The following is a 25,957-nucleotide window of genomic DNA, read 5'->3' as shown; positions in this document are numbered from 1 at the left end:
CTTCAACCATGTGAAGATAAGCCGTAATTCGATGAGAAAATCCGTCCTATTTGGAGCCGTGCCCGGCTGCTGTGTCACCATGGGTGAAATTTTGAGAAGAGGGAGCGTGCGACCTATGCTGCAGCTGAGGAATATCTGCAAATCCTACCGGACCGGCGACTTCACCCAAGTGGCCCTCGACGATGTGTCCATCTCGTTCCGCGACAACGAGTTCGTGGCCATCCTCGGGCCCTCGGGCTCGGGCAAGACCACGTTGCTGAACGTCATGGGCGGCCTGGACCACTACGATTCCGGCGACATGATCGTGGATGGCATCTCCACCCACAAGTACAAGGACCGCGACTGGGACACCTTCCGCAACAATCGCATCGGCTTCGTGTTCCAGAGCTACAACCTCATTCCCCACCAGACCATCCTGCAGAATGTGGAACTGGCCCTCACCCTGTCGGGCGTGGGGAAGGCCGAGCGCACCCGCCGGGCGAAGGAGGCCCTGGCCTCGGTGGGGCTCGCCGACCACGTGAACAAGCGGCCGAGCCAGCTGTCGGGCGGCCAGATGCAGCGCGTGGCCATCGCCCGCGCCCTCATCAACGACCCGGAGATCGTACTGGCCGACGAACCCACCGGCGCCCTGGATTCCAAGACCTCGGTGCAGATCATGGAACTGCTCACCCAGATCGCCCAGGACCGCCTCGTCATCATGGTCACCCACAACCCGGAGCTCGCGGCCATGTACGCCACGCGCACGGTGAACTTGGCCGACGGCGTCATCCGCAGCGATTCGGACCCCTACCTCCCCACGGAAGAGGAGATGCACCTGTCCCAGAAGCCCATCCGCAAGACTTCCATGGGCTTCCTTACGGCGCTCGCCCTGTCTTTCAACAACCTCATGACCAAGAAGGGCCGCACCATCATGACGGCCTTCGCCGGCTCCATCGGCATCATGGGCATTGCCGCCATTCTGGCTCTGGCCAACGGCGTGGACAACTATATCGAGAAGACCGAGGAGGAGACGCTGTCGGTGTACCCGCTCCAGATCATGTCCACGGGCTTCGACATGAGCGCGCTCATGACCATGTCCACGGGTGGCGACAGCGGCGATGGGGAAGAGGCCGACGGAGGCGCCGCGGGCGAGGGGGACGGGGCCGCCGATGCCGCCGATGCTCTGGCGGCCGCCGGCGTGAAGGGGGGCACCTACGGCGACGAGAACGACCCGGCCGCCCGCACCACGGTGCCCGAGACCCGCATGGTCACCGACATGTTCGCCAGCCTGGAGAACAACGACCTGGCCGCGCTCAAGCAGTTCTTCGACGAGGGCGGCGACGGCATCGGCGACTACGTGAACTCCATCGAGTATCGCTACAACGTGACGCCCCAGGTATTCTCCGGCGACACGGAAGAAGAGGTGCGCCAGATCAACCCCGACACCACCTTCGAGGCCTTCGGCATGGGCGGCGGCTCGTCGTCCAACTCGCTCATGTCCACCATGTACAGCACCAACGTCTTCAACGAGATGATGGGCAACTCCGCCATCGTGGAGGGCCAGTACGACGTGAAGGCCGGCCGCTGGCCCGAGGCCTACAACGAGTGCATCATCGTGCTCACTTCCCGCGGCACCCTGCCCGACCTGGTCACCTACGCCCTCGGCCTGCGGGATCATGCCGTGCTGGAGGACATGATCGACCAGTTCATGAACGAGGAGGAGGTGACCTCCCCCGACGACAGGCTGGAGTTCACCTACGAGGAGCTCATGGCCGTGCCGCTCAAGATGGTGGCCGCCGCCGACTGCTACACCTACGATGAGGAGAACGGGGTGTGGGTGGACAAGACCGACGACGAGGACTACATGCGCGCCCTCGTGGACGCCGGCGAGGACCTGAAGATCGTGGGCGTCGTGCAGCCCAAGCCCGACGCGAAGGCCACGGCGCTGTCCATCGGCATCTACTACACCCCCGAGTTGACCCGCCACCTTATCGACCAGGCCCGCGAGACCGCCATTGTGCAGGCCCAGCTGGCCGATCCGGCCGTCGACGTGTTCAACGGCCGCGACTTCGATGCCGAGGATGAGGAAGACGCCTCGGGCTTCAACATGGATTCCCTGTTCACGGTCGACGAGGACGCCCTGCAGGACGCCTTCCAGTTCGACGAGTCGAAGATCGCCGTGGACACGAGCTCCATCAGCGGGGGGCTGTCTGCCAGCGACTTGCCGGCGCCGCCCTCCCTGGATCCGAGCGATTTGGACGTGGATATGAGCGCGGCCTTCAGCCAGGAGGCCATGGGCGAGATGATGGCCGCCGCCATGGCCGGTTACGCCCAGGCCCTCGGCGCGGCCTACCAGGAGGCTATGGCCGGCGTGGTCGAGGGCGGAACGCCGCCGGACTTCCCGTCGTTGGCCCAGGACACTCTGCAAAGCTACATGGGCAGCGCCGAGTTCCAGGCCCTCGCGGGCCAGTACGCCGGCCAGATCGTGGACGCCAACGCCCTGCAGCAGGAGCTGGCGGGGAAGATCTCGGCGGCCTTGCAGCAGTCCATGGGCTCCTATATGGAAGAGGCCATGGGTATCATCGGCTCCAAGACCGAGAGGGCGGTGCAGGGGGTCATCGGGCAGTTGCAGGCGAACATTCCCCTGGCCATGTCCGTGGACGCCGATGCCTTCCAGAACGCCTTCCAGATGGCCATGACCGAGGACGAGCTGCGCGAGCTCATCCTGTCGCTCATGACCGACGGCACGCGCTCCTTCGACGGCAACCTGGCGAAGCTCGGCTACGCCGACCTGGCCAAGCCCTCCGAGATCGCCATCTACCCGGACAACTTCGAGGACAAGCAGCAGGTTATCGCCATTCTGGACGGCTACAACGACCGCATGGTCGAAGGGGGCCAGGAGGACCGGAAGATCTCCTACACCGACTTCGTGGGCACGCTCATGAAGTCGGTCACCACCATCGTGGACATGATCAGCTACGTGCTCATCGCCTTCGTGGCCATCTCACTCGTGGTGTCCTCCATCATGATCGGCATCATCACCTACATCTCGGTGCTCGAGCGCAAGAAGGAGATCGGCATCCTGCGGGCCATCGGTGCCAGCAAGGGCGACATCTCCCGGGTGTTCAACGCCGAGACCATTATCGAGGGTTTGGTGGCGGGCCTCATCGGCGTCGGGTTCGTGGCGCTCGTGTGCATTCCGGTGAACGCGCTCGTGTACTCGCTGCTCGATGTGCCCGATGTGGCGCTGCTGCCCTGGGCCGCCGCGGCCATCCTCGTGGGCATCAGCGTGTTCCTGTCCTTTGTGGCGGGCCTGTTCCCCGCCATGGCCGCCGCCCGCAAGGACCCGGTGGAGGCCCTGCGCAGCGAGTAGGCAGTTCTGTGACAGTCACGAGGGCACGCATGTCCGCTCGCCCTCGCAGCGACGGCTCCCCTTAGGCGGCCTGTGAGATGGTTGCGAGGCGCTAATTGTCGTTGCCCACGAGGCCCGGGGACGCTGGCGACGAGGCCCGGGGGGGCGCCGGCAGCGGGGCCTGGGGATGTCGGCAGCGGGGTCCGGGGGGGCGCCGGCGGCGGGGCCTGGGGGATGTCGGCAGCGGGCTAACTGGCGGAATAGCCGGCGCTGCGGCATCGGCAAGCTGCGAGCCTCCCTGGGAGGGACGCTCGATACGCAGGGAGGAGGCCAAGGCACCCTGGCCGTCCTCGAGAGGCTTCTTCTCGTTGCAAAAAAGTACCCAACCCGCTGTTTCTGCCGGAGCTATTCCGAAAGATGGCAAAAACAGCGGGTTGGGTATCGAAAAGAGGCAGCTCGAGAAATTCTGACCTGGGGTTTTGCAATGATCGCGTACCAAACCCAGGGTTTCTGGCATACCAAACCCGGGATTTTTGCCGGGTTTGGTATGGACGGACTCCGATTCGGCTGTGCACCGCGATTCGACTGCGTGCGTCTCGATTCTCGCGAGCGTCCCTCTATGCGTCGTTGCCCACGAGGCCGTTCACGAGGGCGGATACGATGGAGATGACGATGGAGGCCACAAAAGCGCTGCCGAAGCTGGCGATATAGAAACCGGCGCCGAACAGGCCGTTGGCGAGCCACGCGGCAATGTAGAGCAGCAGCGTGTTCACGATGAGGTAGAAGATGCCCAGCGTGAGCACGGTCACCGGCAGCGAGAGCACCTGCAGGATCGGCTTGATGGACATGTTGACGAGGGACAGGATGAGTGCGAACAGCGCAATGCCCACCCACGAGGCGTCGGCGCTGATGATGTCGATGCCGGGTACGATCCATACGGCGGCGGCCACGGCGATGGCGGTTACAATCCAGCGAATGATGAAGTTCATGATTACCTCCTTTTCCAGTGGCCCCATTATGTCAAAATGAGACTATGACGAGAAAACATGACAACAAGCCGAAACGCGCCAGTAACCGCCCTGCCAAGCAGGAGGCGGGGAAGGGCTCGCACGACCGGGCGGAGGGCGGCTCTGCAAGGGCGGACGGCGGGAAGCGGCCCGCGCAGGACAGGAGGCGGCCCGCGCAGGGCGGGAAGCGGCCCGCAGAGAGCGGAAGGCGTCCCGCGGGCGACGCGCGGCCGGCCGGCTGCGCCTTGTGCCCGGTCTTCGGCCGTTGCGGCGGCTGTAGCGCCCTGGACGCGCCCTACGAGCAGCAGCTTGCTCGCAAGCAGCAGGCGGTGGCCGAGCTCTTCGCCGATCTGGCCCCGACCGAGGTGCTGCTGCCCATTCAAGGCATGGCGGAGCCCTTCCACTACCGCAACAAGGTGATTTCCCCCTATGCCTCGGCGAAGGGGAAGGGCCGCAAAGGGAAAGAGCGGCCGGGGAGGGGCTGCGCGGGGAAGAAGCACCAGGGGAAGGGCCGCGCGGGGAACGATGCCGGGGCTCGCGAGGCCATTCTCACGGGCATGTACGAGGCGGGTACCCATCGCCTTATCCCCACCGACACCTGCGCCATCGAGAGCGCGGTGGCAAAACGGGTGATCCTCGCCATCCGCGACATCATGGCCCGCTGGTCCATGGAGCCCTACGACGAGGACGCCGGCACTGGTTTCGTGCGCCACGCCGTGGTGCGGGTGGGCCACGAATCGGGCGAGGTGCTGGTCACGGTGGTTACCAACGGCGACGAGTTCCCCGCATCGAAGGCCTTCTGCCGCGAACTTGTGCGCCGCGTGCCCGCCGTTACCGCCATCGTGCAGAACGTGAACACGCGTCAAACCAACGTGATCTTGGGCGAGAAGGAGCGGGTGCTCTACGGGCCGGGCTTTATCCTTGATACCCTCTGCGGCCTCAGCTTCCGCATCTCATCGCAGTCGTTCTACCAGGTGAATGCCACCCAGACCGAAGTGCTCTACGACGAGGCCATCCGCCTGGCTGGGCTCACCGGGGCGGAGACGGTCATCGACGCCTACTGCGGCACGGGCACCATCGGGTTGGTGGCCGCCAGCCGCGGGGCCGCCCGGGTCATCGGGGTCGATTCCGTGCCCTCGGCCATCCGCGATGCCGCGAGCAACGCCCGCCACAACGGCATTCAGAATGCTGAGTTTGTCGCCCAAGACGCCACACAGTTCATGAAGGAACTTGCTGCGTCCCATGAGCGCCCCGAGCCGCTGGTGCTGCTGATGGATCCGCCCCGGGCCGGCTCCACGCCCGCGTTTTTGGAAGCCGCCGCGGCCCTGGCGCCGGAGCGCATCGTCTACATCTCGTGCAATCCCGCCACCCAGGCCCGCGATGTGAAGCAGCTGGTCGAAAGCGGCTATACGGTGCGCACCATCCGCCCCGTGGATATGTTCCCCCACACCGACCATGTGGAATCGATCGTTATGCTGGAACGAGAAGCCAAGCGTTCCGCCACAGTGGAAGCCGTGCGCGGAGGAGACGGCGGGTGTTCCGACCGAGCGAGTTCTGCAGCGACGGGAAGTGCCCGGTGGGCACTTCCCCAAAGCGAGGACTGTCTGAGCGAATCGGAATACCCGGCGGCTCCGACCGAGGAGCCGCTGCGAGAGGAAGAGAAATGACCGACTGTTTGGAAAAGACGCTTGAGAAGGCCCGCGCCACCATCGCGGCTCACGACTTGGCCGCAACGGACGCGGCGGTGCTGCTCATGGTGTCGGGCGGTTCCGACTCCACGGCCCTGGCCTACCTGGGCGCGGCCCTGCGCGACGCGGGCGATATCGGTCCCGCGGCCATGCTGCACGTGAACCACCAGCTACGCGGCGAGGAAGCCGACGGCGACGAGCGTTTCGTGGCCGGTCTTGCCGAGTTGCTGGGCATTCCGCTGTTCATCTGCTCCATCGACATTGCCGCCGAGGCCGCCCGCGCCCACGAGAACGTGGAGGCCACGGCCCGGCGCGAGCGCTATCTGGCCGCCAACGAGGCGCTGCGGTCCATGTGCCAGCACGAGGGCTGCCCGCTATCCGAGGCCCGCATCTTCACGGCCCACACGGCCGATGACCGCATCGAGAACTTCTACATGCGCTCCATCGTGGGCACCGGCCCGGGCGGTTTCCGCAGCATGCGCTACGAGAACGGCCCGGTGGTGCGCCCGCTTCTGGATATGACCCGCGACGAGCTGCGGGCCTACCTGGCCGCCCGCGAGGCCGCCGGGGCGCCCTGCGCGTGCGACGAGAGCGGCAGCCTTTGGCGCGAGGACGCCACCAACGCCCACACCGACCGCTTCCGCGCCTATGTGCGCCACAAGGTGGTGCCCCCAGCGAAGGAGTGGAACGAGGCGCTGCCCGAGGTGCTTGTGCGGTCTATGAACCTCATCGCCGACGAGGACGACATGCTGGAGGCCATGGCCGCCGAGCTGGCCGATCGGGATGCGGAATGGGTGGCCGAGGACGACACCTTCGGCCTCGATCGCTCCGAGGGTTTCCGCCTGCGTCCCGCCTTCGGGGCTGCAGCGCGGCCTCTGCAGCGCCGGGCCGTGCTCCAACTGCTCCAGGCCATGCTCGGCCCCGATGCCCGGGTGGAGACAGCCAGCGTGGAGGCGGTGCTCGACGGCTTTGCCGCGGGCAAGCCCCGCAGCGGCTATGTGACCAATATCCAGCACGACCTGGCTGTCAGTGCCAACAAGCAGGGCGTTCTCGTAGAGCCCATGGCCTATTTCCGAGCAAGGAGGAAGAAACATGACCGATAACGCCCCCGCCTTCGAGGTGGTGCTCGCCAGCGGAAGTCCGCGCCGCCGCGAGCTGCTGGAGCAGGCCGGCGTGAAGTTCATCGTGCACACGCCTGAAACACCGGTGGACGAGACCCTGGAGCCCGACCTGGCCGCCAACCCCGAGGAGGCGGCCAAGAAGCTCGCCGAGCGCAAGGCCGGGGCCGTGGTCCAGGAGGTGCTGGCCCAGAACTACACGGGCATGCTCATCGTCATCGGCGCCGACACCATGGTGGTGCTCGACGGGAAGATCTTCGGCAAGCCTCGCAGCCTCTCCGATGCCAAGCACATGCTGCGCCAGCTGTCGGGCCGTACCCATGAGGTCATTACGGCCGTGTCCGTCTGGATGATCGCCGCCCCGGCCGCCGAGGACATCTCGCTCGGCTTCCGCACCTTCGCCGACATCAGTCGCGTGACCTTCCGCGAGCTGACCGACGAGGAAATCGCCGACTATCTGGCCTGCGGCGAGTCCTTCGATAAGGCCGGCGCCTACGCCATCCAGGGGGAGGGCGCCGCGCTCGTGGACCACTACGACGGCGCCTGGGACACCATCGTCGGCCTGCCCGCCGCCCGCCTCATCCAGGAGTTCCCTGATCTTCTGAACGCCGAAGTGAAGTAGGGAAGCGCGCCTCGCGGGCTCTGGCGGTCGGGCCTGCGGGGCGCGGGCTTTTTACATGCTGTGCTACCTGCCTTGCTCTCCGTTCCCCTTCTCGAATGAAACAACTGTGTTGCGTTCGCGTATCGCGGGCGTGCGTTTTCGGGGCAATGGTACACTGAACTGCGATCAAGGATTATCCGTGGGAAACATTCCGGATATGGGAAGAAAGTGGTTCACGTGCATAACGATATTTCTGAGATTCTCTTCTCCGAACAGGATCTTGCCAACCGCGTGCGTGAGATGGGCGAGAACATCACGGCCGATTACGCCGATCTTGCCGGCGGCGACGGCTTGGTGGTCATCTCCATCCTGCGCGGCGGCGCCATCTTCACCTGCGATCTCGTGAGGGCCATCGACATGCCTCTCGAGATGGACTTCATGGCCGTGTCCTCCTACGGCAACGGCGTGAAGAGTTCCGGGGTGGTGCGCATCCTGAAGGACCTGAATACCGATATCCGCGGCCGCCATGTCGTCATCGCCGAGGATATCATCGATTCCGGCCTCACCCTGAAGTACCTCATGCAGAACTTGCAGTCCCGGGGGCCGGCGTCTATGACCGTGGCCGCGCTCATGAAGAAGAACACGGAGAACCAGGCCGACATCGAGTGCCGCTACGTCGGCTTCGAATGCCCCGACGAGTTCATCGTCGGCTACGGCCTCGACTACGCCGAGCATTACCGCAACCTTCCCTACATCGGCGTGCTGAAGCCCGAGATCTACCAGTAAAGACAGAGAGACACTATGGCAGACAACAATTCGAAACTACCCACTCCACCCGCATCGTCTCGCACCACCATGGTCATGGTCATCATTCTTTTGGCCGTGGCGTTTTTCGTGGGCAGCCAGTTCATGCGCACCGGGGCCATGGGCACCCAGGTAACCGACCAGCTCATCACCTCGGAGTTCACCCAGGCCGTGGAGCAGAACCGCGTGAAGTCGGTCACCTATTCCGCCGGCGACTACACGGTGTCGGGCACCTACTTCCCCGCTGTGACGGCCGGAGCCACGGCGGCCGAGGCCTTCAACAGCGCCTTCGATTCCATGAACGCCCTCATGGCCACCGAGAAGAACCCCGACGGCAAGGCGCTGTCCGGGGTGGGCACCACGACGCTGACGCCCTCTACCTTGGGTAAGGAGCACAATTACACCTCTACCTACGTGGGCAGCGATTCCCTCGGCGAGCTGTTGGCGGCGCACCCCGATATCTCCTATCAGGTCACGCTGCCGAGCCCCTTCCTGGAGATCATCGCCACGCTGCTGCCCATCCTCATCATCGGCGGCCTTTTGTTCTTCTTCTTTTTCAAGATGCAGCAGGCCAATAACTCCCAGATGAACTTCGGTAAGGCCAAGACGAAGAAGGCCGCCGAGGAGCGCCCCGATGTGAAGTTCTCCGATGTGGCCGGCGTGGACGAGGCCGTGGAGGAGATGCAGGAGATCAAGGACTTCCTGGCGAATCCCGCGAAGTACCAGTCCATGGGCGCGAAAATCCCCCGTGGCTGCCTGCTCGTGGGCCCTCCCGGTACCGGTAAGACGCTTCTAGCCCGCGCCGTGGCCGGCGAGGCCGGCGTGCCCTTCTTCAGCATTTCCGGCTCCGACTTCGTGGAAATGTTCGTGGGCGTGGGCGCTTCCCGCGTGCGCGACCTGTTCCAGCAGGCCAAAGACGCCGCTCCCGCTATCATCTTCATCGACGAGATCGACGCGGTGGGCCGCCAGCGCGGCACGGGCCTCGGCGGCGGCCATGACGAGCGCGAGCAGACCTTGAACCAGCTGCTCGTGGAGATGGACGGCTTCGAGTCCAACGACTCGGTGGTGCTCATCGCCGCCACGAACCGCGCCGACGTGCTGGACCCGGCGCTTCTGCGCCCCGGCCGCTTCGACCGCCAGATCGTCGTGGACACCCCTGATGTGAAGGGCCGCGAGAAGATCCTCACGGTGCACGCCAAGGACAAGCCCATCGGCAGCGATGTGGACCTGAACAAGATCGCGAAGATCACCCCGGGCTTCACCGGCGCCGATCTGGCCAACCTCATGAACGAGTCGGCCCTGCTCACGGCCCGTCGCGGCAAGAAGATCATCACCATGCGCGAGGTGAGCGAGTCCATGGAGCGCGTCATCGCCGGCCCGGAGCGCAAGGGCCGCGTCATGAACGAGAAGACCAAGCACACCATCGCCTACCACGAGAGCGGCCACGCCCTGGTGGGGCACTTGCTCGATCACGCCGATCCGGTGCACAAGATCTCGATCATCTCCCGCGGCCGCGCCCTGGGCTACACGCTGTCCATTCCCGATGAGGACAAGGTGCTGAATTCCCTGTCCGAGATGAAGGACGAGCTGGCGGTGTTCATGGGCGGCCGCGTGGCCGAGGAGATTTTCTGCGACGACGTGACCACGGGTGCCTCCAACGACCTGGAGCGCGCGAGCAAAATGGCCCGGGCCATCGTCACCCAGTACGGCATGAGCCCTCTGGGCACCCAGGTGTTCGGCCAGCCCAACCACGAGGTGTTCCTCGGTCGCGACTACGGCAACACCCAGGACTACTCCGAGGAGACGGCTCGCCGTATCGACGAGGAAGTGGCCAAGATCATGAAGGAGGCCCACGACCGGGCCCACAAGATACTCGCCGAGCATGCCGATCAGATGGATCTCATGGCCAGCGTGCTTCTGGAGCGCGAGACCGTGGAGGGCGAGGCCTGCGAGGCCCTGCTCGAGAACAAGTGGGACGAGTACCTGGCCCGCGAGGACCAGATTATCGCGGCCAAGGAGGCCGAGGAAGCTGCGGCCCGTGCCAAGGACGCTGAGCGTCTGGCGGCCCGCGCCGAGGGCGCCCCGGTCGACGGCGATGGTTCGGGCGAGGGCGGCGAGACCCTGGCCGACCCGAACTGGCGCCACGAATCGGTGGAACCGGGCGACCAGGATCCGAACGCGCCCTACCGCAGGCCGGCCGCCGGCGCCGATCGCGCGGATATGCCCACTCAGGCCGAGGTAGACGCCGAGATCGACCGCGAGGACGATGCTGACGCCACGGCCGATGCCCCCGACCCGAACAAGCGCGGCGACCGGTAAGCGGTGACGCTGCGGCGGCTCGCCGCCCTGGCTGTATCTCGTGCCTGAGAGCGCCCCACCGGGGCGCTCTTTTTCTGTCCCATGCTGTCATATACATTTGCAAGCGGATATGTCATACTTGCTTCTCGAGAAACCTGCGGGAAAGTTCTGCCCTCGCGCCACGCGGGGAGGCGCGATGACCTCGTAGGGAAAGGGCCGTGCCCTTTCCGCTCGGCGAAGACAGACAGGCTGGCGGCCATGGTCGGCCGGCAACGGGAGGAGGGCGCGATGTTCGGCGAGCTCGTAGCGGCCTATCTCTTCCTGGCTGGTACCGGGGCCGGGGGCATCGGCGCGGCCGCCCTGGCCGATCTCGTGGCCGTGCGCACCCCCTTCGGCGGGGCGGCCGTGGGCGCGGTGGCCGATGGCCGACCGGCCGACCGCCTCGTGGCCTTCGCCCTGGCGGCATCGGTGGCGGCCCTCGCTCTGGGACCGCCGCGGTGTTTCTGGCGGGAGCCTTCGGCAGCGAGCATCCGGGGGTGGCGGCGTCGGTGGAAAGCCTGCTGCACGGCGCGGCGGCGCTGCCCTGGTGGTGCGGGTTTATGCTCTGCGGGGTGGTGCTGCCCCTGGTAATCGAGGCTGTGCTATGGTGGCGTGGCCGTGCTGACCGGGTGTCTTCCGCATTCACGGCGGCCTCGTTGGCCCCGCCGATCGCGCCGACGGCCCTCGCCGTTCTGGCGGCCTGCGTGCTCGTCGGAGGCGCGGGCCTGCGCTGGGCCATGATGGAAGCCGGGGAGTCGCGGCCTTTGGAGCTGCAGGATCCCGCCGCGTTCGCGGTCCCGGTGACCATCGGGCCATCGGATACCGTTGCCCGGCGACCCGATGTCGCGGTCGCCGACGCTTCCGCGCCAATGTGTTCCACCGCTGAAAGAGAGGAGTTAGTTCCATGGTCGAGTTAGGCCGAACCATTCCGGCTGGGGACTTGTTCGAGCTGGATAGCACCAGCTCCATCCCCGTCTGGCTGCAACTGAAGAACCGCTTCATCTACCTCATCACCGCGGGCTTCTATCTGCCCGGCGATCAGCTGCCCACGGTGCGGGGGCTCGCTGCCGAAGTGGAAGTGAACTACAACACCGTGAGCAAGGTGTACCAGAGCCTGGAGGAGGACGGCTACATCGTCTCGAAGCGTCGCCAAGGGGCGTTCGTGGCCGATGTGTCCGGCAAACCGGGAGTGGAGGCCGCGGTCACGGCCGAGATCATCACCGCTGAGTACCTCCAGCGGTGCGCCGAGCTGGGTATGACGTTGGAAGATATCGATGCGCAGTTCACTGCGAGCCTGGTGGCTGCGAAGGCGAAACGCGATAGGAGTGCGAGAAGTGAAGGAGCGGGCCATCGCACGCAAGGGGCAAAGCGCGGACGGGTCGTCGTATTCCCCGTCACTGCGGACGGTTCAGACGAACGTGCGACTGGAAACGGGGCGTAGCCGCACCTCGCGCAACGGGGCTGTGGCGTTCACGCTCATCGTGTTCGCCCTGGCCTGCGGCACGGTGCTCGCCGCCTGGTTGCCGGTGCCGTCGGCTTGGCGGCCCTGGTAAGCGCGGCCGTAGTGGGCGCCCTGGCGGCCTCGTCGGTGCATATCGTCATGGAATGGGAGAAGGCCGTGGTCATGCGCTTCGGCAAGTTCAACCGGGTGGTAGGGCCGGGGCTCGTGTTCACGTGGCCCATCATCGAGTTCTACACCGTGCGCATCGACCAGCGCGTGGCGGCCACCTACTTCGGCGCCGAGGAGACGCTCGCAGCCGATCTGGTGCCCGTGAACGTGGACGCCGTGGTGTTCTGGATGGTGTTCTCGGCGAAGAAGGCGGTGCTGGAGGTGGAGGGCTACGGAAGCGTCGTATCGTGGATGGCCCAGGCCACGCTGCGCAAGGCCATCGGCCGCGCTACCCTGGCCGAGGCCGATATCTCCGCCATGCTGAAAGACGCGAGCGCCAACTACGCTGACGACCCGGAGGCCATGCGCCTGCGCACCATGCACCTGGCCTACGAATCCGTGAAGCAGTCCGGCGGCACCCTTGTCATCCCCAGTGCCTTTTCCGAGGGCTTCACCGATTCCGAGGCGGCCGAGAGGCTGGTGAAGGCCGCGAGGCAGGGCTAAGGTTGTCAAGTTTCAATTCGACCGCAGATCCTCTTGCGGAAATGCCTCGCAAAGAGGATCGCCGCCGTATGGTGCAGGTGCCTCTAGGAAAGATGTGTTACAATGGCCGTGCCTAGAAGACTTGGCCCCGAAGGGCCGGGACGCCGCAAGGACGTCCCGGTTGGCGAGGGTGCCTAGTCCTCGCCTTTTTGGTTGGAAGATCCGTCGTTCTGCGGCGGATCTCCGCTTTTCAGGGTCAATAGCGCAACCCCCAGAGTGGCAGCTCCAACAAGAGTCTGAACCAAGGCCAGGAAAACGCTCATCTGCATCACCTCCCCTTAGTTATCTAGAATCCTTGGGAGGGGTGGTGTATGCAGAGAGCCCTGCTCCCCGCTTAATGTCTATAATACAATCAAATGTTCGTTAATATAAGTCTTGACATTCGAGGACTAGAATTTTTATAATCAACCCAACAACCCGGCGGTCCTGCTAATAGGAACGTCGGGTTTTTCGCTTAGCGGGATGTCTATCACGCGACCTTCTTTCGAGACAAAAAGCGCATCGGTGAATCCATGTTGCTCAAGTCTTTTTCTCAGCTCAGTTATGAGGTCGCTGTCATCAAGGGCGTGGTATCTTGCATTGAAGATGAGGCGCGGGTGGTAGGGCGAACCAAGGATCTTCTTGAATTGTTTCTGCGCTTTTCGAACGGCAGTTTCTACGCCTCGCAGTGTATCACCGTTGGGACTTTTTATTTCCCAAAGCTGCCCATCCATGCAAAGGTCGATGTTTGCCTGTCCTGTTGGTGCATTTTCGGGAAGAACCTCGAATGAATAATTCGCAAGCACGAGTGCGGCATGCACGAAAAGATCGCGTGTGCTATCGCTTTTGAGAAAAGAATCGATGGGCTTGGAGTAGACGATTGTGCCTTCCTTGGTCGACTTTGCCAAGAAGTTGAGGAGTTGGTGCGTATCCCAGCATGAGATGCCCGGGTTAGAATTGAGAAACACCATGGCACCTCCTCAAGTACTGGAATTGTATTATCTTATAATACAATCAAATGTTCGTTAATATAAGTCTTGACATTGCAAGATAGTGCAATTCTTGCTGTCGTGCTTGCTTGCTCAATACAACTTATGAACAGGCATTTCGTAGCTATATCATTTTTGTCATAGTTTGTCCTACATTTTATCTTGACAACCTATGACAGAGTATGACAAACTGTGACAAGAAGAATCCGGCCGATTCTGTTCACGCTAGAGGAGCCTCGCAAACCGGGTGTCGAAAGCATTGGGCGAGGGGAGGGGAAGGCCAGCGACTCCGCCTGCGGTGCGCACCGCAGCAAGGGTCGCGAGGACGCCCCGCTATCAGAGGGGGAGAGATGTCGGAAACCAAGAGCCCGCATTCCGGACTCACCCGCAGGAATTTCCTGAAAGCCACGGCTGCGGTAACGGGTATGAGCGTCCTTGCGGGGTCGGCTGCTACGCTGGCCGGCTGTTCCACGGCGACCGAAGGGCATTCGCTGAGCTCTACCGGAGAAGAGCAAATTTTCTCGACCATCTGCCGATCCAACTGCTTCCAAGCCTGCTTGCTGAATGCCCACGTTCGCGATGGCAAGGTTGTGAAGATGTCCCGGGGCGACTATCCCGAGGAGATATATTCTGGTTGCTGCCTGCGAGGACTGAGCATTCCCGAGCGAACCTATAGCGACAACCGGATCAAGTACCCGCTCAAGCGCGCCGAGGGCACCACACCGAGGGGTCGGGCGAATGGGAGCGTATCTCGTGGGATCAAGCGCTCGAGGAGATTGCCGCGAAGATCAAGGGCATTCAGGAGGAATACGGTTCGGACGCGGTGTCCTTTGGGACGGCATCGGGCAACTACGGCAGAATTCAAGGCAGTGCCCTTGCCCGGTTTATCAACGTAGTGGGTGGCACGGTGCCCCAGCTCATGTCGGATTTCACCATGGGGTGGGGCACCAATCGCGTAATGGGTGGCGGGACGTTCGGCTACAGCAATGAGCCGAAGAGCATGATCGATGCCCGCCATATCATCATCTGGGGCACCAATCCAGTGTGGTCGACGCCCCAGACGTGGCGCATCATCCTTGCAGCGAAGGATCGCGGTGCGAGGCTGCACTGCATCGATCCCATCCGCTCGGCCACGTCTCGCTACTGCGATGAGTATATCCAAACGAACGCCGGTACTGATCTGTATGTTGTTCTCGCCCTGCTCAATGAAGTGGTGAACAACGACCGCATTGATGCGGACTATGCCGCTCGGTGCACAACGGCGCCGTTTCTTATTCGCGAAGATACGGGGCTCTTCCTGCGCCGCTCCAACCGAGAGGGCGGCGAGATGGCCGCGGTTCGCGATGCGGTTACGTTGAACACGCCGGAAAGCGGCAAGGCCGATCCCGCCTATGTGATAGATGCGGCTTCGGGGCAGGCCGCTTTGTACACTGAATGCGACGCGCCGGTGCTCGAAGGAGAGTTCGAGATCGACGGCGTAAAGGTGAAGACGGCCTATCGCGCACTTAAAGAGCACATCGCGCAGTACACTATTGCGGAAGCGTCCAAGCTTTCGGGCATTCCCGAAGATACACTGCGGGAGCTTGCGGCCATCTATTCCTGCGGCGAGGCGGTTACCACCTACACGCAGTTCGGCATCGACCATTACCGCGAGGGCCATTTGTGGGGCCAGGCGCTGGCTATTTTGAGCGCCCTCACCAATAATCTCTCGCGGCCTGGAACTGGCATCGGTGGTCCGGGGGCGCCCAACGGGTCGCTCATTCCCATCGGGTGCAACCCGGCCGTGCTCACTGGGCTGAATCCGGTGAAGTTGGATGCGGTGAACAAGCAGCTGTGCCTCAGCGCGTGGATCGAAACGGTTAAAACCGGCACGTTCAAGGGGGAGCCCTATACGATCAAGGCGTTCATTAGCAGTATCGGCAACCCCTTCAGCAATAATGCGCAGCAGCGCATGTGGATCGAGGATGCGGTCGAGAACCTTGATTTGATCGTTTCGCTTGAATTGGAGATGACCGACACTGCCCGGTATTCCGATTACGTACTGCCCGTGTTCTACTGGCTCGAGCATACCGATGTGCGCGGCAATTTCTCGAACCCCTACATTGCCTACCAGGAGAAGGCCATCGACCCTCTGTGGGAGAGCAAGACCGATAACGAAATTCTCTCGCTGCTGGCGGAGAAGATGGGGCTAGGCGAAGTGTTTCCTCATCTTACCGAAGAAGAATAGGTCGATGTTCTCTTCGATTCCGACGCCATGCGCGAGAAGGGCATCACCAAGCAGCGCGTTCTGGAGGAGAAGGCCGTGCGCAGCTTCGGCACTGAGGAAGAGCCGTGGATTATCGGGGGATACGGGCAAGAGTTCCCCACTCCTTCGGGTCGTGCGGAGATCTATTGCGAGATTCCCCTTGCCCGATACGATTTCGGGCAGGACTGGCAAAGCGAGGCGAAGGAGCAACAGTTCCCCGTGTGGCTGCCTCCCTATGAGAATTGGCCGGGTTCCGAAGCGAAGAAGAAGTACCCGCTGAGTTATTTGCAGCTGCACGAGCGGTGGAGAACCCATTCCCAGTGGTTCGGCTGCGCGACGTTCCGGGAGATCGATAGGGAGCCGTTGTGCCACATCTCTCGCGAGGACGCCCTTGAGCGCGGCATCACCGATGGCGACATCGTCGAAGTGTTTAACGATCGGGACCATTGTGTGGTAAAGGGCATCATTGATGAGTCCCTGCCGTCGGGGGTCTGCTGTATCCCGAAGGGGTGGCAGCGCTATCAATTCATCGAGGGTGGCTTCCAAGAGCTTACCTCGAATGCCGTGGACGCCTGCTCGGGAGGATACGCATTCTACGATGCGACAGTTGATGTCAAGAAGTGGGAGGACTAGACCATGCGATACGGATTTGTCATTGATACAAAGCGGTGCATCGGCTGTCATAGCTGTTTGGTTGCCTGTCGCTTCGAGAACAACGTGCCGAGCAACGTGTGGTGGAACCGCATCCTCACCGACGGGGGAGATCGCATCGATATTCCCGAAGGGAGTTTCCCCAACGTTTCCCTTGCCTACACTCCTGTGGCCTGCCAGCACTGCGAGGACCCGGCCTGCGTGAAGGTGTGCCCGGTGGGCGCCACCTACAAGGATCCCGAGACCGGCGTGGTGCGCCAGGACTACGAGAAGTGCATCGGCTGCCGCATGTGCATGTCGGCCTGCCCCTACAATGGCGTGCGCTCCTTCAACTGGGAGGAGCCGGCATACCACGTCGATGTGGCCTTCGGCGATGCGGCGGTGCCGAAGCATCAGAAGCATACGGTGGAAAAATGCACCATGCGCTGGCATCGCATTACGAAGGGCGAGGAGCCGGCCTGTATAAAGACGTGTCCTGAACGAGCACGTCATTGGGGCGATCTTGACGACCCTGATTCGGAAGTGGCGAAGCTCATTGCGTCGCGGGAATACAAGCAGCTGTTACCCGAGGAGGGGACAAGGCCCTCGGTGTACTACCTGGTGTAGCGGCTCAATTCTAACCGAACGTACCTTGCGGGCGGGGCGCGCTCGTTCCGCCCGCCTACCTGATCCTGTCCTGCGCCTACCTCTGGGCCCAGGTGCGGGCCGAGCGCGGCGCCATGTCGCCCACGGCCCTGCGCGTCATCTCGGTGGTGGCGCTCGTGTGCGCGGTGCTCGTGCACTCCGTGACCGCCTGGATCTTCGGCCTGCAGGCCGGCCGCGAGATGTGGCACACGGCCCTTCTGGCCCCCTGGTTCGTGTCCTCAGCGCTCGTGATGGCCGCGGTCATCGGGCTGCGCAAGGCGGGGTACCTCAAGCTCGACCAGGTCTATCTGGTGAAGCTCGCCAAGCTGCTCGGCGCCTTCGTGCTCGTGGACCTGTACTTCTTTGGCTGCGACCTCCTGACCGAGGGCTTCCCCGCAGGCTCGGGCCTCGAGGTGGTGCAGATGCTCGTCTCCGGCCCGCTCGCGCCGCACTTCTGGGTGGAGATCGTCGGCTGCGCGGCGTGCGCCGTCATCTGCCTCACTCCGGCCCTTCGCCGCAACGGCCTGCTCGTGGCGGCCTCCCTGCTTGCCATCGCCGGCATCTTCTGCAAGCGCGTGCAGCTCTTGGTGGGCGGCTTCCAGATCTCTAACCTGGACTTGCCCGGCCCGCTGACCGCTATGCAGCACACCCCTGGGACTCCGGCCTGGCGGGCGTCTACGGGAGCATGATCTACTGGTCCACGCCGCTTGAGGCGGGCGTGACGCTCGGCGTGGTGGCCCTCGAGTTCCTCGTCTTCTTCCTTGGCCTGAAGTTCCTGCCGCTGAGGCCGGTGGGTGACGAGTGGTCTTCCCGATAACTGTCTTCCTTTCAGGTAGCCCGTGCCGTTTCTTCCCGGCACGGGCTCTTTCGTTCAGTCGGAGAGGAGGCACTGTGAAGAAACTGATTGCTGCGGCTGTGCTCGCTGTTGCAATAATGCTTGTTGTCGCTGTTGGTTTCGCGCTGGAGCCGCGGTCGGCCGTGCTGTCCATTGCGGCCGACTCGCCCTGCCCCGCGGCGGGCTGTGCGAGCGGGGAGTGCCATGGATTCGGCGCCGTGCCCGAGCCCGATGGCGTTCACGAGATGGTCTGCCCCGAAGCCGGTTGCGCCTATACGGTGGAGTGCCATGCATGGGATTCGCTCGCCGGTCGCTACCGTCAGGCCAGCGACGCCAGCTTGAACCTGTGGATCCTCATGCCCACAGTCCCCGTACTCGGTTTGTGGCTGATGGCGCGGCGCATGGGTCGTAACAGCCGGGCGAACACCGATAGCGGGGAGGTCTGTCATGAAGCGTAGCCACGTGCTGTTCGATGCCGTTGTGCTGGTCGCGTATCTGCTCGCCGCCAATCCGCTTTTCACGGGCATTCCGCTGCACGAGTTCGCAGGCCTCGGCGCCGTCGTTTTCGTGGCGGTTCATGTTGTGCTGAGCGCCGACGGGCTTCTGGTCCGAGGGCGCAAGGGGAGTGCGGTGCGCGCGATGCTGAACGGTGTTCTCCTGCTGGCCTTGGCGGCTTGCGCGGTGTCGGGCGTCATGGTGTCGGGTGAGGTGCTGCCAGCGCTCGGGCTGTACGCCACGGGGTACTTCTTCTGGGACCCGCTGCACGCTCTGTCGGCCAAAGTGCTGCTGGCGGCACTCATCGTGCATATGGTCGTACGCGCTCCCGCCGCATTGGCGGTGCTTCGTCGGCGCACGTTCGCATCGACTGGCTGCGAGGGCTGCGAAGAACGCGAGCCTCTCGAGGCGTGACGCGAACATACACGCTATACTAGCGCCAAGCAAAATCGACGAAGGAGGAACTTCCATGACCCTATCCGCTGATATGTGGCAGGCCCGCGCGGCGATGTGCGAGCTTTTGGCCCTGTCGTTCCGCTATCCGGAGGACGAGGTGCTCGCCGGTGCCATCGCCTCGGGCGAATGGGGCGAGGCCGCCGACGAGATTGCCGCTGCGCTCGGCATTAATTGGACGGCCGCTGCGGCCCCCGGTGCCGCCGAGGCCGCCGCGCTCGCCGATCCCGCCGACATTCAGAGGGAGCTGCGCCCCGAGGCCACGCGCCTGTTCGTGGGCGCCCCCGAGGCCGCTTGCAGCCCCTACGAGGGTGTGTGGCGCGCGAAGGCCGAGGGCGTGCAGCCGCTGCTGTTCGTGAATCCGCATTCCATGGCCGTGGAGCGTTTCTGCAAGAGCTGCGGGCTGGGTCGCCCCGAGGGCACCAACGAGCCGCTGGATGCCGTGTGGACCGAGCTGGAGCTGCTGGAGTACCTGGCCCTGCGCGCCGCGGCCGACGTCATGGACGAGGCGGCCGAGGCCGATGTGGCCGCCGGCGGCGACGGTGCTCCCACCGAAGCCCAGGCCGAGCAGTACAAGGAGATCGGCGAGGAGCTGGACGAGTTTGACGGCGCGGCGGAACTCGACGAGGGCGAGGAGCCCGGCGATGTGGTGGCCTCGGCCGACCTGCCCGGCGGCTCTCCCGAGGCGGCCTGGGACGAGTTCATGGCCGACCATGCGAAGGTGTGGATGCCCACGTTCGCCGAGGCCGTGCAGGACGACGCCCGCGCGCCCTTCTACAAGCAGGCCGCGAACCTGCTGGCGGCGTTCATCAAGTAGGCGCAGCGCCACTTCGCCACGTTGGCAAGGCCCTCGTTCCCTATGGAGCGGGGGCCTTGGTTTTGTTAAGGCTACTTTTTGTGCAACAAACTCCAGCAGAAAGACACATGGGGGCATGCCGTGCGTCCAAGGCGGTTCTTTGCAGGGAAATTTCCTGGGAAAACGTTGCCTGACGAACCAGGTAACTTTGCTTGCGGAATGCCGCATGTCTATTTACCGAAGTTTGTTGCACAAATGAGGGCACTTCCGATTCCCGGCAATCGAAAGCGAGCGCTGGCTATGCAGGAGGAGCTGCGCGGTACTTCCTATTGAACTGCGCCCAAATGCCTGAGTACAAGATGGAGTCCAGAAGGTGCTTGTCCTGCACGAGGGGCAGGCGCTCGTAGGGCCCGGCTGCCTCGGCGGCGGCCAGGGCGAGGGTGGTGCCCATGGCCTCGGGGTCCGATCCCAGGGCGACGAAGGGGTTGTAGCTGCCGGTGCGCGCGTCGTCGGAGGCGTCCACCGCGGCGTCCATGAGGTAGATGAGTCGCCCGAGGCCGTTCCCCAGCGCCTCCATGTCGTCGGCCCAGAAGCCCTGGCCCCGGCCGAACAGGCGCCCGAGCAGCTGCCCGAACGCTCGGGCCGCGCCGTCGGGGTCGGCTGCCGCCCCTTCCCTCTCGATGGCCCGGATAGCGGCCATGGCCTCTTCGATATCGGCGCAGGCATCGGGAGTGCGCTGCCGGGCCTGCTCGTAGGCGCCGGCCAGCAGCCGCCGGACGACCCGGGCGCCGGCTGAGCCGTCGTCGGCCACGTCATCGAGCACCTTGTGGTAGGCGAGTGCCACCGATAGGCCGGCGGCGTAGTCGGTCCAGGTCGAGTGCACCCACGGCCGCGGGGCGGCCGGGGCCGGGTGCATCACGCAGTGGCTCGCGCCGGTCTGTTCGGGCGGCTCGTGCAAGGAGTTGCACAGCAGCACGAAGAAGGTGAGGTCGTAGGTGAGGCACGCCCGCGACAGCTGCCCGTAGCGATCGCGCAGGGCCAGGCACAGCCCACAGTAGACGGCACGGTAGCGGTCCTTCTCCGCCTCGGAAAGCGCCCCGGCGTCGGCCACCACGAATCCGAACATAAGCCTCCTTCCGTTGAGCCCGTGTGCGCTAGGGGCATTCTAGCACCCCCGATCCTTAAGACGCGCTCGGGGGCTGATGACTCCAGGGAAGCCCCCGGTCGGTCGCTGTCTTTTGGGGTCTACGGAAGGCAGATAGTGTCTAGGATATATTTCCGTGCCCGGTCTCTCCTATCGCTTGTCGTGGTTGACAAATATCTACAATTTAGGAAAAAATATGTCAACTGGCGATTAAGGAGGTATGATCGGGCCATGGAGACATTCACTGATATATTGAAGTGTCGCTTCGGCGAAAATACGCCCATTCTCATCGAGGAGATTCTTGATGAGTTCTCTGCTATCAGTCGTCAGGCTGTGTACAAGAAAATAGATGCGGCCATGGCGGAGGGATCCTTGGCCCGCTACGATCGCGGCGTGTACTACTTGCCCACTGAAACGCGCTTCGGAAAATCCAGTCTACTGGGAACGCAGGTGGCGACTAAGCGTTGGCTGAAGTCGGGGAATGAGATTATCGGCTATGTCTCGGGATTCAACCTCGCCAATGAGGCGGGTATCTCCGATCAAGTTCCCAATACCCTGGAGGTCACAACGAACAAAGAATGCACGCGGCTACGAGAGGTGAAGCCTTTCGGCGGTTGGAAGAGAATTATGCTGCGAAAGCCCCGACGTCCTGTAAATGCGAGAAACGTCAATGCTCTGCGCTTCCTCGATTTAATAACCGAACAGCAGATTCAGTTTTATGATGAATACGAGTTTGAGGCATTGAAGAGGCTTGCTCGCAAAGCGGGGAGGACGATGATTTACGATTGCTCGGCAAGTTATCCTGGTCGAACCGCCAAAAAGTTGGCAGAATGCGAGCGCTATCGTGTATTTGCATGAGAAACAAGAAGACTTTAGAGAGTTGTTGCGTCTAACTGCAGATTGGGCGAGTTTGCCGCGGTCTTTCGTCGTCAAAGACTACTTCGCCGTTACTATGCTGAAGGAGGTAACCCGGAGAAACCCGGCCATCGTGTTCAAGGGGGAACGTGCCTCTCAAAGTGCTATGGCGTTATCAGTCGCTTTTCCGAAGATGTGGATCTCGGTATACAGGAAGAACACGCAACGGAAGGCATGCGCCGTCGTGTAAAGCGAGCTGTTGTGGAAAGCACCGCCGATCTAGGTCTCTCCATTGCCAATCTCGATCGCACGCGAAGCCGGCGCGAGTTCAACGTCGATGTGGCGGCCGTGCTGCAAGAGATATTACGTCGGGAAGCCTATCGCGACGATTACGAGTGTGTGACAGCGCCCCTTCTTTATGAGGAGATGAACTACGAACGGGCCGCTTCTGCGGTTGGGGAAATAGCGGAGGCGCTCCGTAAGGCACCAGGGCAATAAAGGGCCTTTGACTGCGGCCCGCTTACTTACGGCGCCGCGGTCTCGGCTCGCTTGCGATGGCTCGGTGCGCGCCTGGGCCGACCCTACTCCGGCTTTCTCGCTACGTGGACGGCGGCGATGCCGCCGGTGTAGTTCTTCCAGGTCACATCGGTGAACCCGGCCTCTTCCATGAGGGCGGCTAAGCCCTCCTGGTCGGGGAAGGCCTTGATGGACTTCGCCAGGTACACGAAGCCCTCCGCCTCACCGGTGATGAGGCCGCCCCAGAAAGGGATGAGGTGGCGCAGATAGAAGTGGTACAGGGCCCGCCAGGCCCCGTTCGGCGGCGTGGAGAACTCCAGGCACACGAGGGAGCCGCCGGGCTTGAGCACGCGGAACATCTCCGCGAGGGCGCGGGGCCGGTCGGGCATGTTGCGGATGCCGTAGGCCATGGTGATGACGTCGTAGGAGGCGTCTCCGTAGGGAATATCCTGGGCGTCCACCACCTCGAAGTCGATGGGCACGCCGGCGCCGTCGCCCTCGTCGATGTGCATGCGGGCCACGTCCAGCATCTCGGGCACCAGGTCGGTGCACTGGATGTGGCGCGGGTGCTTGGTACGTGCCACGGTGAAGGTGACGTCCCCGGTGCCCCCCGCGATGTCCAGCACGTCGTGGTGCTCGGCGATGGGGGCCTGGCGCATCATGCCCGCGAGCCACAGCTTGTAGGCGCCGAAGCTGGAAATGGCGTTGAACCGCTCGTACTTCCGGGCGATGGCGGAGAAGATGTCGCGCACGCGCTCGCTGGACAGCTCGGGCGGCGCCTCAAGGCCGGTGGCGGTATCGATGCTCATGGAAGGGAACTCCTTGCGGTTCGCTCAACGTTCGGCCCTCAGTATACGCCCCCCGCGCCGCAAATCCCCCCTGCGTATCCGTGCGCGGCCGTCGGCCATGCTATCATGGGTCGCTGATCGCGTACCCTCCTCGCAAGAAGGGAGGCACCATGCTCCTCTGTGCCCAGTACATCCTGCCCGTCACCTCCGAGCCCATCGTCGATGGCGCGGTGCTCGTGCGCGACGGCGTTATCCGCGACATCGGCAGCGCCGACATGCTGCGCCTGCGCTACCCCGACGAGGAAGTCGTCGACCAGGGGCTCGCGGCCATCATGCCCGGCCTGGTGGACCTGCACACCCGCCTCGAGCAGTCGGTGCTGCGCGGCGTGGTGAACGACGCCCCCTACGTGGAATGGCTCTCCGAGGTGGCCCGCAAGTCCGCTCGCCTCGAGGCAGTGGACTGGTTCGATTCGGCCATCCTCGGCGGTCTGGACGCCCTGTCCAGCGGCATCACCACCGTGGCCGACATCACCGCCACCGGCGCCTCCTGCACCGCCGTGAACAAGCTCGGCTTGCGCTCGGTCATCTACCGCAGCGTGGCCGCCATGGACCGCGACCGCATCAACGCCGCTATGCAGCTGGCCCAGAAGGACATCCTGCACTGGCGCGAGGAGGTAGATTCCGATCGCGTCACCATCGGTATCGCCCCGGCGCCCCTGTTCACCAACCATCCGGCCATGCTCACGGCCGTCTCCCAGTTCGCCACCAAGGAGAATCTGCCCGTGGCCATGTGGCTCGCCGGCAGCCGCGAGGAATGCGACTTCGTCAAGTACGGTTCCTCGCCCTTCCAGGTGCACGGCGGCGACGTGAAGCGCGGCTATGTGGAGATCCCGCCCTGGCTGCCCACGGGTGTGAGCCCCGTGCGCTACGCTCTGAACTGGAGCGCCTTCGACGCCCCCAACGTCATGATCGTGGGCGCCGTATGCGTCGACGACGCCGACCTGAAGAAACTGCGCAACTACAACGTGGCCGTCTGCGTGTGTCCGCGGGCCTGCGCCCAGCTGGGTATGGGCATCGCGCCCCTCGATGAGTTCATCCGCGCCGACTTGCGCGTGGGCATCGGCACCGATTCGCCGGCCGCCACCGAGTCCACCGACATGCTCTCCGAGATGCGCCTCGGCATGCTGCTCCAGCGCGCTGTGAACCCGGGCCGCTTCCTCGATGCGCGAACCATGCTGGAGGTGGCCACCATCGGCGGCGCCCGGGCCCTCGGCCTGGCCGACAAGGTGGGCTCGCTGGAGATCGGCAAGTGCGCCGACATGATCGCGGTGGATCTGTCCAGCTCGCACCAGTCCTTCACCACCGACCCCGTGGCCGCTGTCGTGAACACCTGCACCACGGCCGACGTGCTCATGACCATGGTGGACGGCGCCGTGCTCTACGAGAAGAACCGCTGGCACGTGAAAGTGGAGGTGGCGAAGAACATCGCCCGGGTCATCGAGATTCGCAGCAAGCTGCGCCCCGAGGCCTAAGTTCTTCCCGACGGACCATGGAAATCATGCAGCGCCGCCCGGTGCCGGAGGTTTTCTCTGGCGCTCGGCGGCGCAATCTGCGATAATGGCGAATTTGCCAAGAGAGATGGAATCGAGGAGCGCAAGCGATGTCCCAGAGGAAGAACAAGACCGGGTCGAAGAACATCACCCGCAAGCAGCAGGCCGAGCGCATCCGCGCGGCCGAAGAGCGGGAGCGCCGCGCCAAGGAGGCCGCCGAGGCCAAGGCGCGCACGAAGAAGATCTTCACCATCGTGGTCTGCGTCATCCTCGTGCTCGCCCTCGGTATTCCCACTATGGCTCTGACCGTGCTCTCGCTGTAGGGCTGTAGAAAGGATCGCGACGTGTTTGGAATCGGCGGATTCGAGCTTTTTCTCATCCTGCTGTTCGGGTTCCTCATTTTCGGGCCCGATAAGCTGCCTGCCATGGCGAAGACCATCGGCAAGGCCATCGCGAAATTCAGGAACGCCCAGGAGGAGATGAGCGGCGTGCTGAAGGGCGAGATGGTGTTCGACAAGGACGCCGAGGATCCCTTCAAGAACCCGCTCGACGCCCTGGACGATGTGGCCGCCAAGGCCAGCAAGGGGGCTACGGCCGCCAAGAAGGCCGCCAGCACCGCCACGAAGAAGGTGGGGGAGGCCGCGAAGAAGAGCGGTACCACCACCGCTGCCGCCGGCGCCGCTGCCGCGGCTGCCGCCAAGGCCGAGCAGGGCGAGGGCGCCCCGGCCAAGCCCGAGAGCTTCGCCGAGCGCAAGGCCCGCTACGACAAGGAGCGCCAGGCCAAGAAGGAGGCCGAGGCGGAAGAGGCCAAGAAGAAGGCCGAGGAGGAGCGCAAGGCCGCTGCCGAGGCGCGCAAGGCCGAAGCCGCTGCCAAGCGGGCCGAGGCCGAGGCGAAGCGGAAGGCCGAACAGGCCGCAAAGACCGTCTCCGAGGCCGCCGATGCGGCGCCTGCCGCGCCAACCGCCGATACGCCCGCCGCCGAGAAGAAAGAGGACTAGA

The 25,957-nt window shown here is 63.7% G+C and carries 25 protein-coding genes and 2 pseudogenes; 23 read left to right on the top strand and 4 right to left on the bottom strand.

The annotated features are described in order from the left end of the window. Window positions 1-115 precede the first annotated feature (115 nt). The gene (locus ACTOXK_RS01340) at window positions 116-3,352 is read left to right on the top strand and encodes an ABC transporter ATP-binding protein/permease (RefSeq protein ID WP_482277170.1); all 3,237 of its coding nucleotides are present in this window, start codon (window positions 116-118) and stop codon (window positions 3,350-3,352) included. 596 nt (window positions 3,353-3,948) lie between these two features. On the opposite strand, the gene ACTOXK_RS01335 is transcribed toward ACTOXK_RS01340, so the two are convergent. Beyond that, window positions 3,949-4,320, bottom strand: coding sequence for a phage holin family protein (locus ACTOXK_RS01335; RefSeq protein ID WP_482277169.1), 372 nt, complete (start codon window positions 4,318-4,320; stop codon window positions 3,949-3,951). A 263-nt stretch (window positions 4,321-4,583) separates the two neighbouring features. On the opposite strand from ACTOXK_RS01335, the gene rlmD reads away from it, so the two are divergent. The 8 genes from rlmD (at window position 4,584) to ACTOXK_RS01295 (ending at window position 12,999) form a co-directional block, all read left to right on the top strand. After that, window positions 4,584-6,005, top strand: coding sequence for a 23S rRNA (uracil(1939)-C(5))-methyltransferase RlmD (gene rlmD / locus ACTOXK_RS01330; RefSeq protein ID WP_482277168.1), 1,422 nt, complete (start codon window positions 4,584-4,586; stop codon window positions 6,003-6,005). Beyond that, a complete protein-coding gene (gene tilS, locus ACTOXK_RS01325) occupies window positions 6,002-7,129 on the top strand; it encodes a tRNA lysidine(34) synthetase TilS (RefSeq protein WP_482277167.1) in 1,128 nt (375 codons plus the stop codon). Before rlmD ends, tilS begins: the two co-directional genes overlap by 4 nt. Beyond that, complete coding sequence (locus ACTOXK_RS01320) at window positions 7,119-7,766, top strand: Maf family protein (RefSeq protein ID WP_482277166.1); 648 nt, start codon at window positions 7,119-7,121, stop codon at window positions 7,764-7,766. The genes tilS and ACTOXK_RS01320 overlap by 11 nt, the downstream gene beginning before the upstream one ends. A 216-nt stretch (window positions 7,767-7,982) precedes the next feature. Beyond that, window positions 7,983-8,531 carry a hypoxanthine phosphoribosyltransferase gene (gene hpt / locus ACTOXK_RS01315; RefSeq protein WP_482277165.1) on the top strand — a complete coding sequence of 183 codons (549 nt, stop codon included), beginning with the start codon at window positions 7,983-7,985 and terminating at the stop codon, window positions 8,529-8,531. Window positions 8,532-8,546: 15 nt separating this feature from the next. Continuing rightward, on the top strand, window positions 8,547-10,868 hold the full coding sequence (gene ftsH, locus ACTOXK_RS01310) for an ATP-dependent zinc metalloprotease FtsH (protein WP_482277164.1): 2,322 nt from the start codon (window positions 8,547-8,549) through the stop codon (window positions 10,866-10,868). Window positions 10,869-11,135: 267 nt separating this feature from the next. Then, window positions 11,136-11,477 (top strand): hypothetical protein, encoded by a 342-nt coding sequence (locus ACTOXK_RS01305; protein ID WP_482277163.1) that lies wholly within the window; start codon window positions 11,136-11,138, stop codon window positions 11,475-11,477. Window positions 11,478-11,790: 313 nt separating this feature from the next. Next, window positions 11,791-12,327 (top strand): GntR family transcriptional regulator, encoded by a 537-nt coding sequence (locus ACTOXK_RS01300; protein WP_482277162.1) that lies wholly within the window; start codon window positions 11,791-11,793, stop codon window positions 12,325-12,327. A gap of 96 nt (window positions 12,328-12,423) precedes the next feature. Beyond that, the gene (locus tag ACTOXK_RS01295; protein ID WP_482277161.1) at window positions 12,424-12,999 is read left to right on the top strand and encodes an SPFH domain-containing protein; all 576 of its coding nucleotides are present in this window, start codon (window positions 12,424-12,426) and stop codon (window positions 12,997-12,999) included. A gap of 443 nt (window positions 13,000-13,442) precedes the next feature. Here the strand turns inward: ACTOXK_RS01295 and ACTOXK_RS01290 are convergent, their stop codons facing one another. Continuing rightward, entirely contained in the window at window positions 13,443-13,988 is a 546-nt protein-coding gene (locus ACTOXK_RS01290; protein WP_482277160.1) for a hypothetical protein, read from the bottom strand. Window positions 13,989-14,188: 200 nt separating this feature from the next. Between ACTOXK_RS01290 and ACTOXK_RS01285 the strand changes: the two are divergent. From ACTOXK_RS01285 to ACTOXK_RS01245, 9 genes and pseudogenes are all read left to right on the top strand, one after another. Next, window positions 14,189-14,671: pseudogene (locus ACTOXK_RS01285) on the top strand (twin-arginine translocation signal domain-containing protein); the annotation flags it as partial. 71 nt (window positions 14,672-14,742) lie between these two features. Next, window positions 14,743-16,233, top strand: a pseudogene (locus ACTOXK_RS01280) (molybdopterin-dependent oxidoreductase); the annotation flags it as partial. Between the two features lie 27 nt (window positions 16,234-16,260). After that, complete coding sequence (locus ACTOXK_RS01275; protein ID WP_482277159.1) at window positions 16,261-16,884, top strand: molybdopterin dinucleotide binding domain-containing protein; 624 nt, start codon at window positions 16,261-16,263, stop codon at window positions 16,882-16,884. A 3-nt stretch (window positions 16,885-16,887) separates the two neighbouring features. Beyond that, complete coding sequence (locus ACTOXK_RS01270) at window positions 16,888-17,508, top strand: 4Fe-4S dicluster domain-containing protein (RefSeq protein WP_482277158.1); 621 nt, start codon at window positions 16,888-16,890, stop codon at window positions 17,506-17,508. A 113-nt stretch (window positions 17,509-17,621) separates the two neighbouring features. After that, on the top strand, window positions 17,622-18,215 hold the full coding sequence (nrfD, locus tag ACTOXK_RS01265; RefSeq protein ID WP_482277157.1) for an NrfD/PsrC family molybdoenzyme membrane anchor subunit: 594 nt from the start codon (window positions 17,622-17,624) through the stop codon (window positions 18,213-18,215). Then, entirely contained in the window at window positions 18,212-18,343 is a 132-nt protein-coding gene (locus ACTOXK_RS01260) for a hypothetical protein (RefSeq protein WP_482277156.1), read from the top strand. The genes nrfD and ACTOXK_RS01260 overlap by 4 nt, the downstream gene beginning before the upstream one ends. A gap of 74 nt (window positions 18,344-18,417) precedes the next feature. After that, window positions 18,418-18,819 (top strand): hypothetical protein, encoded by a 402-nt coding sequence (locus ACTOXK_RS01255; RefSeq protein WP_482277155.1) that lies wholly within the window; start codon window positions 18,418-18,420, stop codon window positions 18,817-18,819. Then, on the top strand, window positions 18,809-19,270 hold the full coding sequence (locus tag ACTOXK_RS01250) for a DUF4405 domain-containing protein (RefSeq protein WP_482277154.1): 462 nt from the start codon (window positions 18,809-18,811) through the stop codon (window positions 19,268-19,270). Before ACTOXK_RS01255 ends, ACTOXK_RS01250 begins: the two co-directional genes overlap by 11 nt. Before the next feature lie 55 nt (window positions 19,271-19,325). Next, window positions 19,326-20,126, top strand: a complete 801-nt coding sequence (locus tag ACTOXK_RS01245) for a TorD/DmsD family molecular chaperone (protein WP_482277153.1) — start codon at window positions 19,326-19,328, stop codon at window positions 20,124-20,126. Window positions 20,127-20,403: 277 nt separating this feature from the next. Here ACTOXK_RS01245 and ACTOXK_RS01240 read toward each other — a convergent pair whose 3' ends face one another. After that, window positions 20,404-21,231, bottom strand: coding sequence for a DUF5685 family protein (locus ACTOXK_RS01240; RefSeq protein WP_482277152.1), 828 nt, complete (start codon window positions 21,229-21,231; stop codon window positions 20,404-20,406). 249 nt (window positions 21,232-21,480) lie between these two features. Between ACTOXK_RS01240 and ACTOXK_RS01235 the strand changes: the two genes are divergently transcribed. Both ACTOXK_RS01235 and ACTOXK_RS01230 read left to right on the top strand, forming a co-directional pair. Then, window positions 21,481-22,107: a hypothetical protein gene (locus ACTOXK_RS01235; protein ID WP_482277151.1), complete on the top strand. Its 627-nt coding sequence runs from the start codon at window positions 21,481-21,483 to the stop codon at window positions 22,105-22,107. 42 nt (window positions 22,108-22,149) lie between these two features. Then, window positions 22,150-22,602, top strand: a complete 453-nt coding sequence (locus ACTOXK_RS01230; RefSeq protein ID WP_482277150.1) for a nucleotidyl transferase AbiEii/AbiGii toxin family protein — start codon at window positions 22,150-22,152, stop codon at window positions 22,600-22,602. An 83-nt stretch (window positions 22,603-22,685) separates the two neighbouring features. Here the strand turns inward: ACTOXK_RS01230 and ACTOXK_RS01225 are convergent, their stop codons facing one another. Next, window positions 22,686-23,429 carry a class I SAM-dependent methyltransferase gene (locus tag ACTOXK_RS01225; protein ID WP_482277149.1) on the bottom strand — a complete coding sequence of 248 codons (744 nt, stop codon included), beginning with the start codon at window positions 23,427-23,429 and terminating at the stop codon, window positions 22,686-22,688. A gap of 149 nt (window positions 23,430-23,578) precedes the next feature. Between ACTOXK_RS01225 and ACTOXK_RS01220 the strand changes: the two genes are divergently transcribed. The 3 genes from ACTOXK_RS01220 to ACTOXK_RS01210 all read left to right on the top strand — a co-directional run bounded on the left by ACTOXK_RS01220 (window position 23,579) and on the right by ACTOXK_RS01210 (window position 25,956). Then, the gene (locus ACTOXK_RS01220) at window positions 23,579-24,940 is read left to right on the top strand and encodes an amidohydrolase family protein (RefSeq protein ID WP_482277148.1); all 1,362 of its coding nucleotides are present in this window, start codon (window positions 23,579-23,581) and stop codon (window positions 24,938-24,940) included. A 128-nt stretch (window positions 24,941-25,068) separates the two neighbouring features. After that, window positions 25,069-25,281, top strand: a complete 213-nt coding sequence (locus ACTOXK_RS01215; RefSeq protein ID WP_482277147.1) for a CASC3 protein CASC3 — start codon at window positions 25,069-25,071, stop codon at window positions 25,279-25,281. Between the two features lie 21 nt (window positions 25,282-25,302). Continuing rightward, window positions 25,303-25,956 (top strand): twin-arginine translocase TatA/TatE family subunit, encoded by a 654-nt coding sequence (locus ACTOXK_RS01210; protein ID WP_482277146.1) that lies wholly within the window; start codon window positions 25,303-25,305, stop codon window positions 25,954-25,956. Window position 25,957 lies beyond the last annotated feature (1 nt).

It is taken from the genome of Adlercreutzia sp. (assembly GCF_056795635.1).
This window is presented reverse-complemented; position numbering and strand designations above follow the sequence as displayed.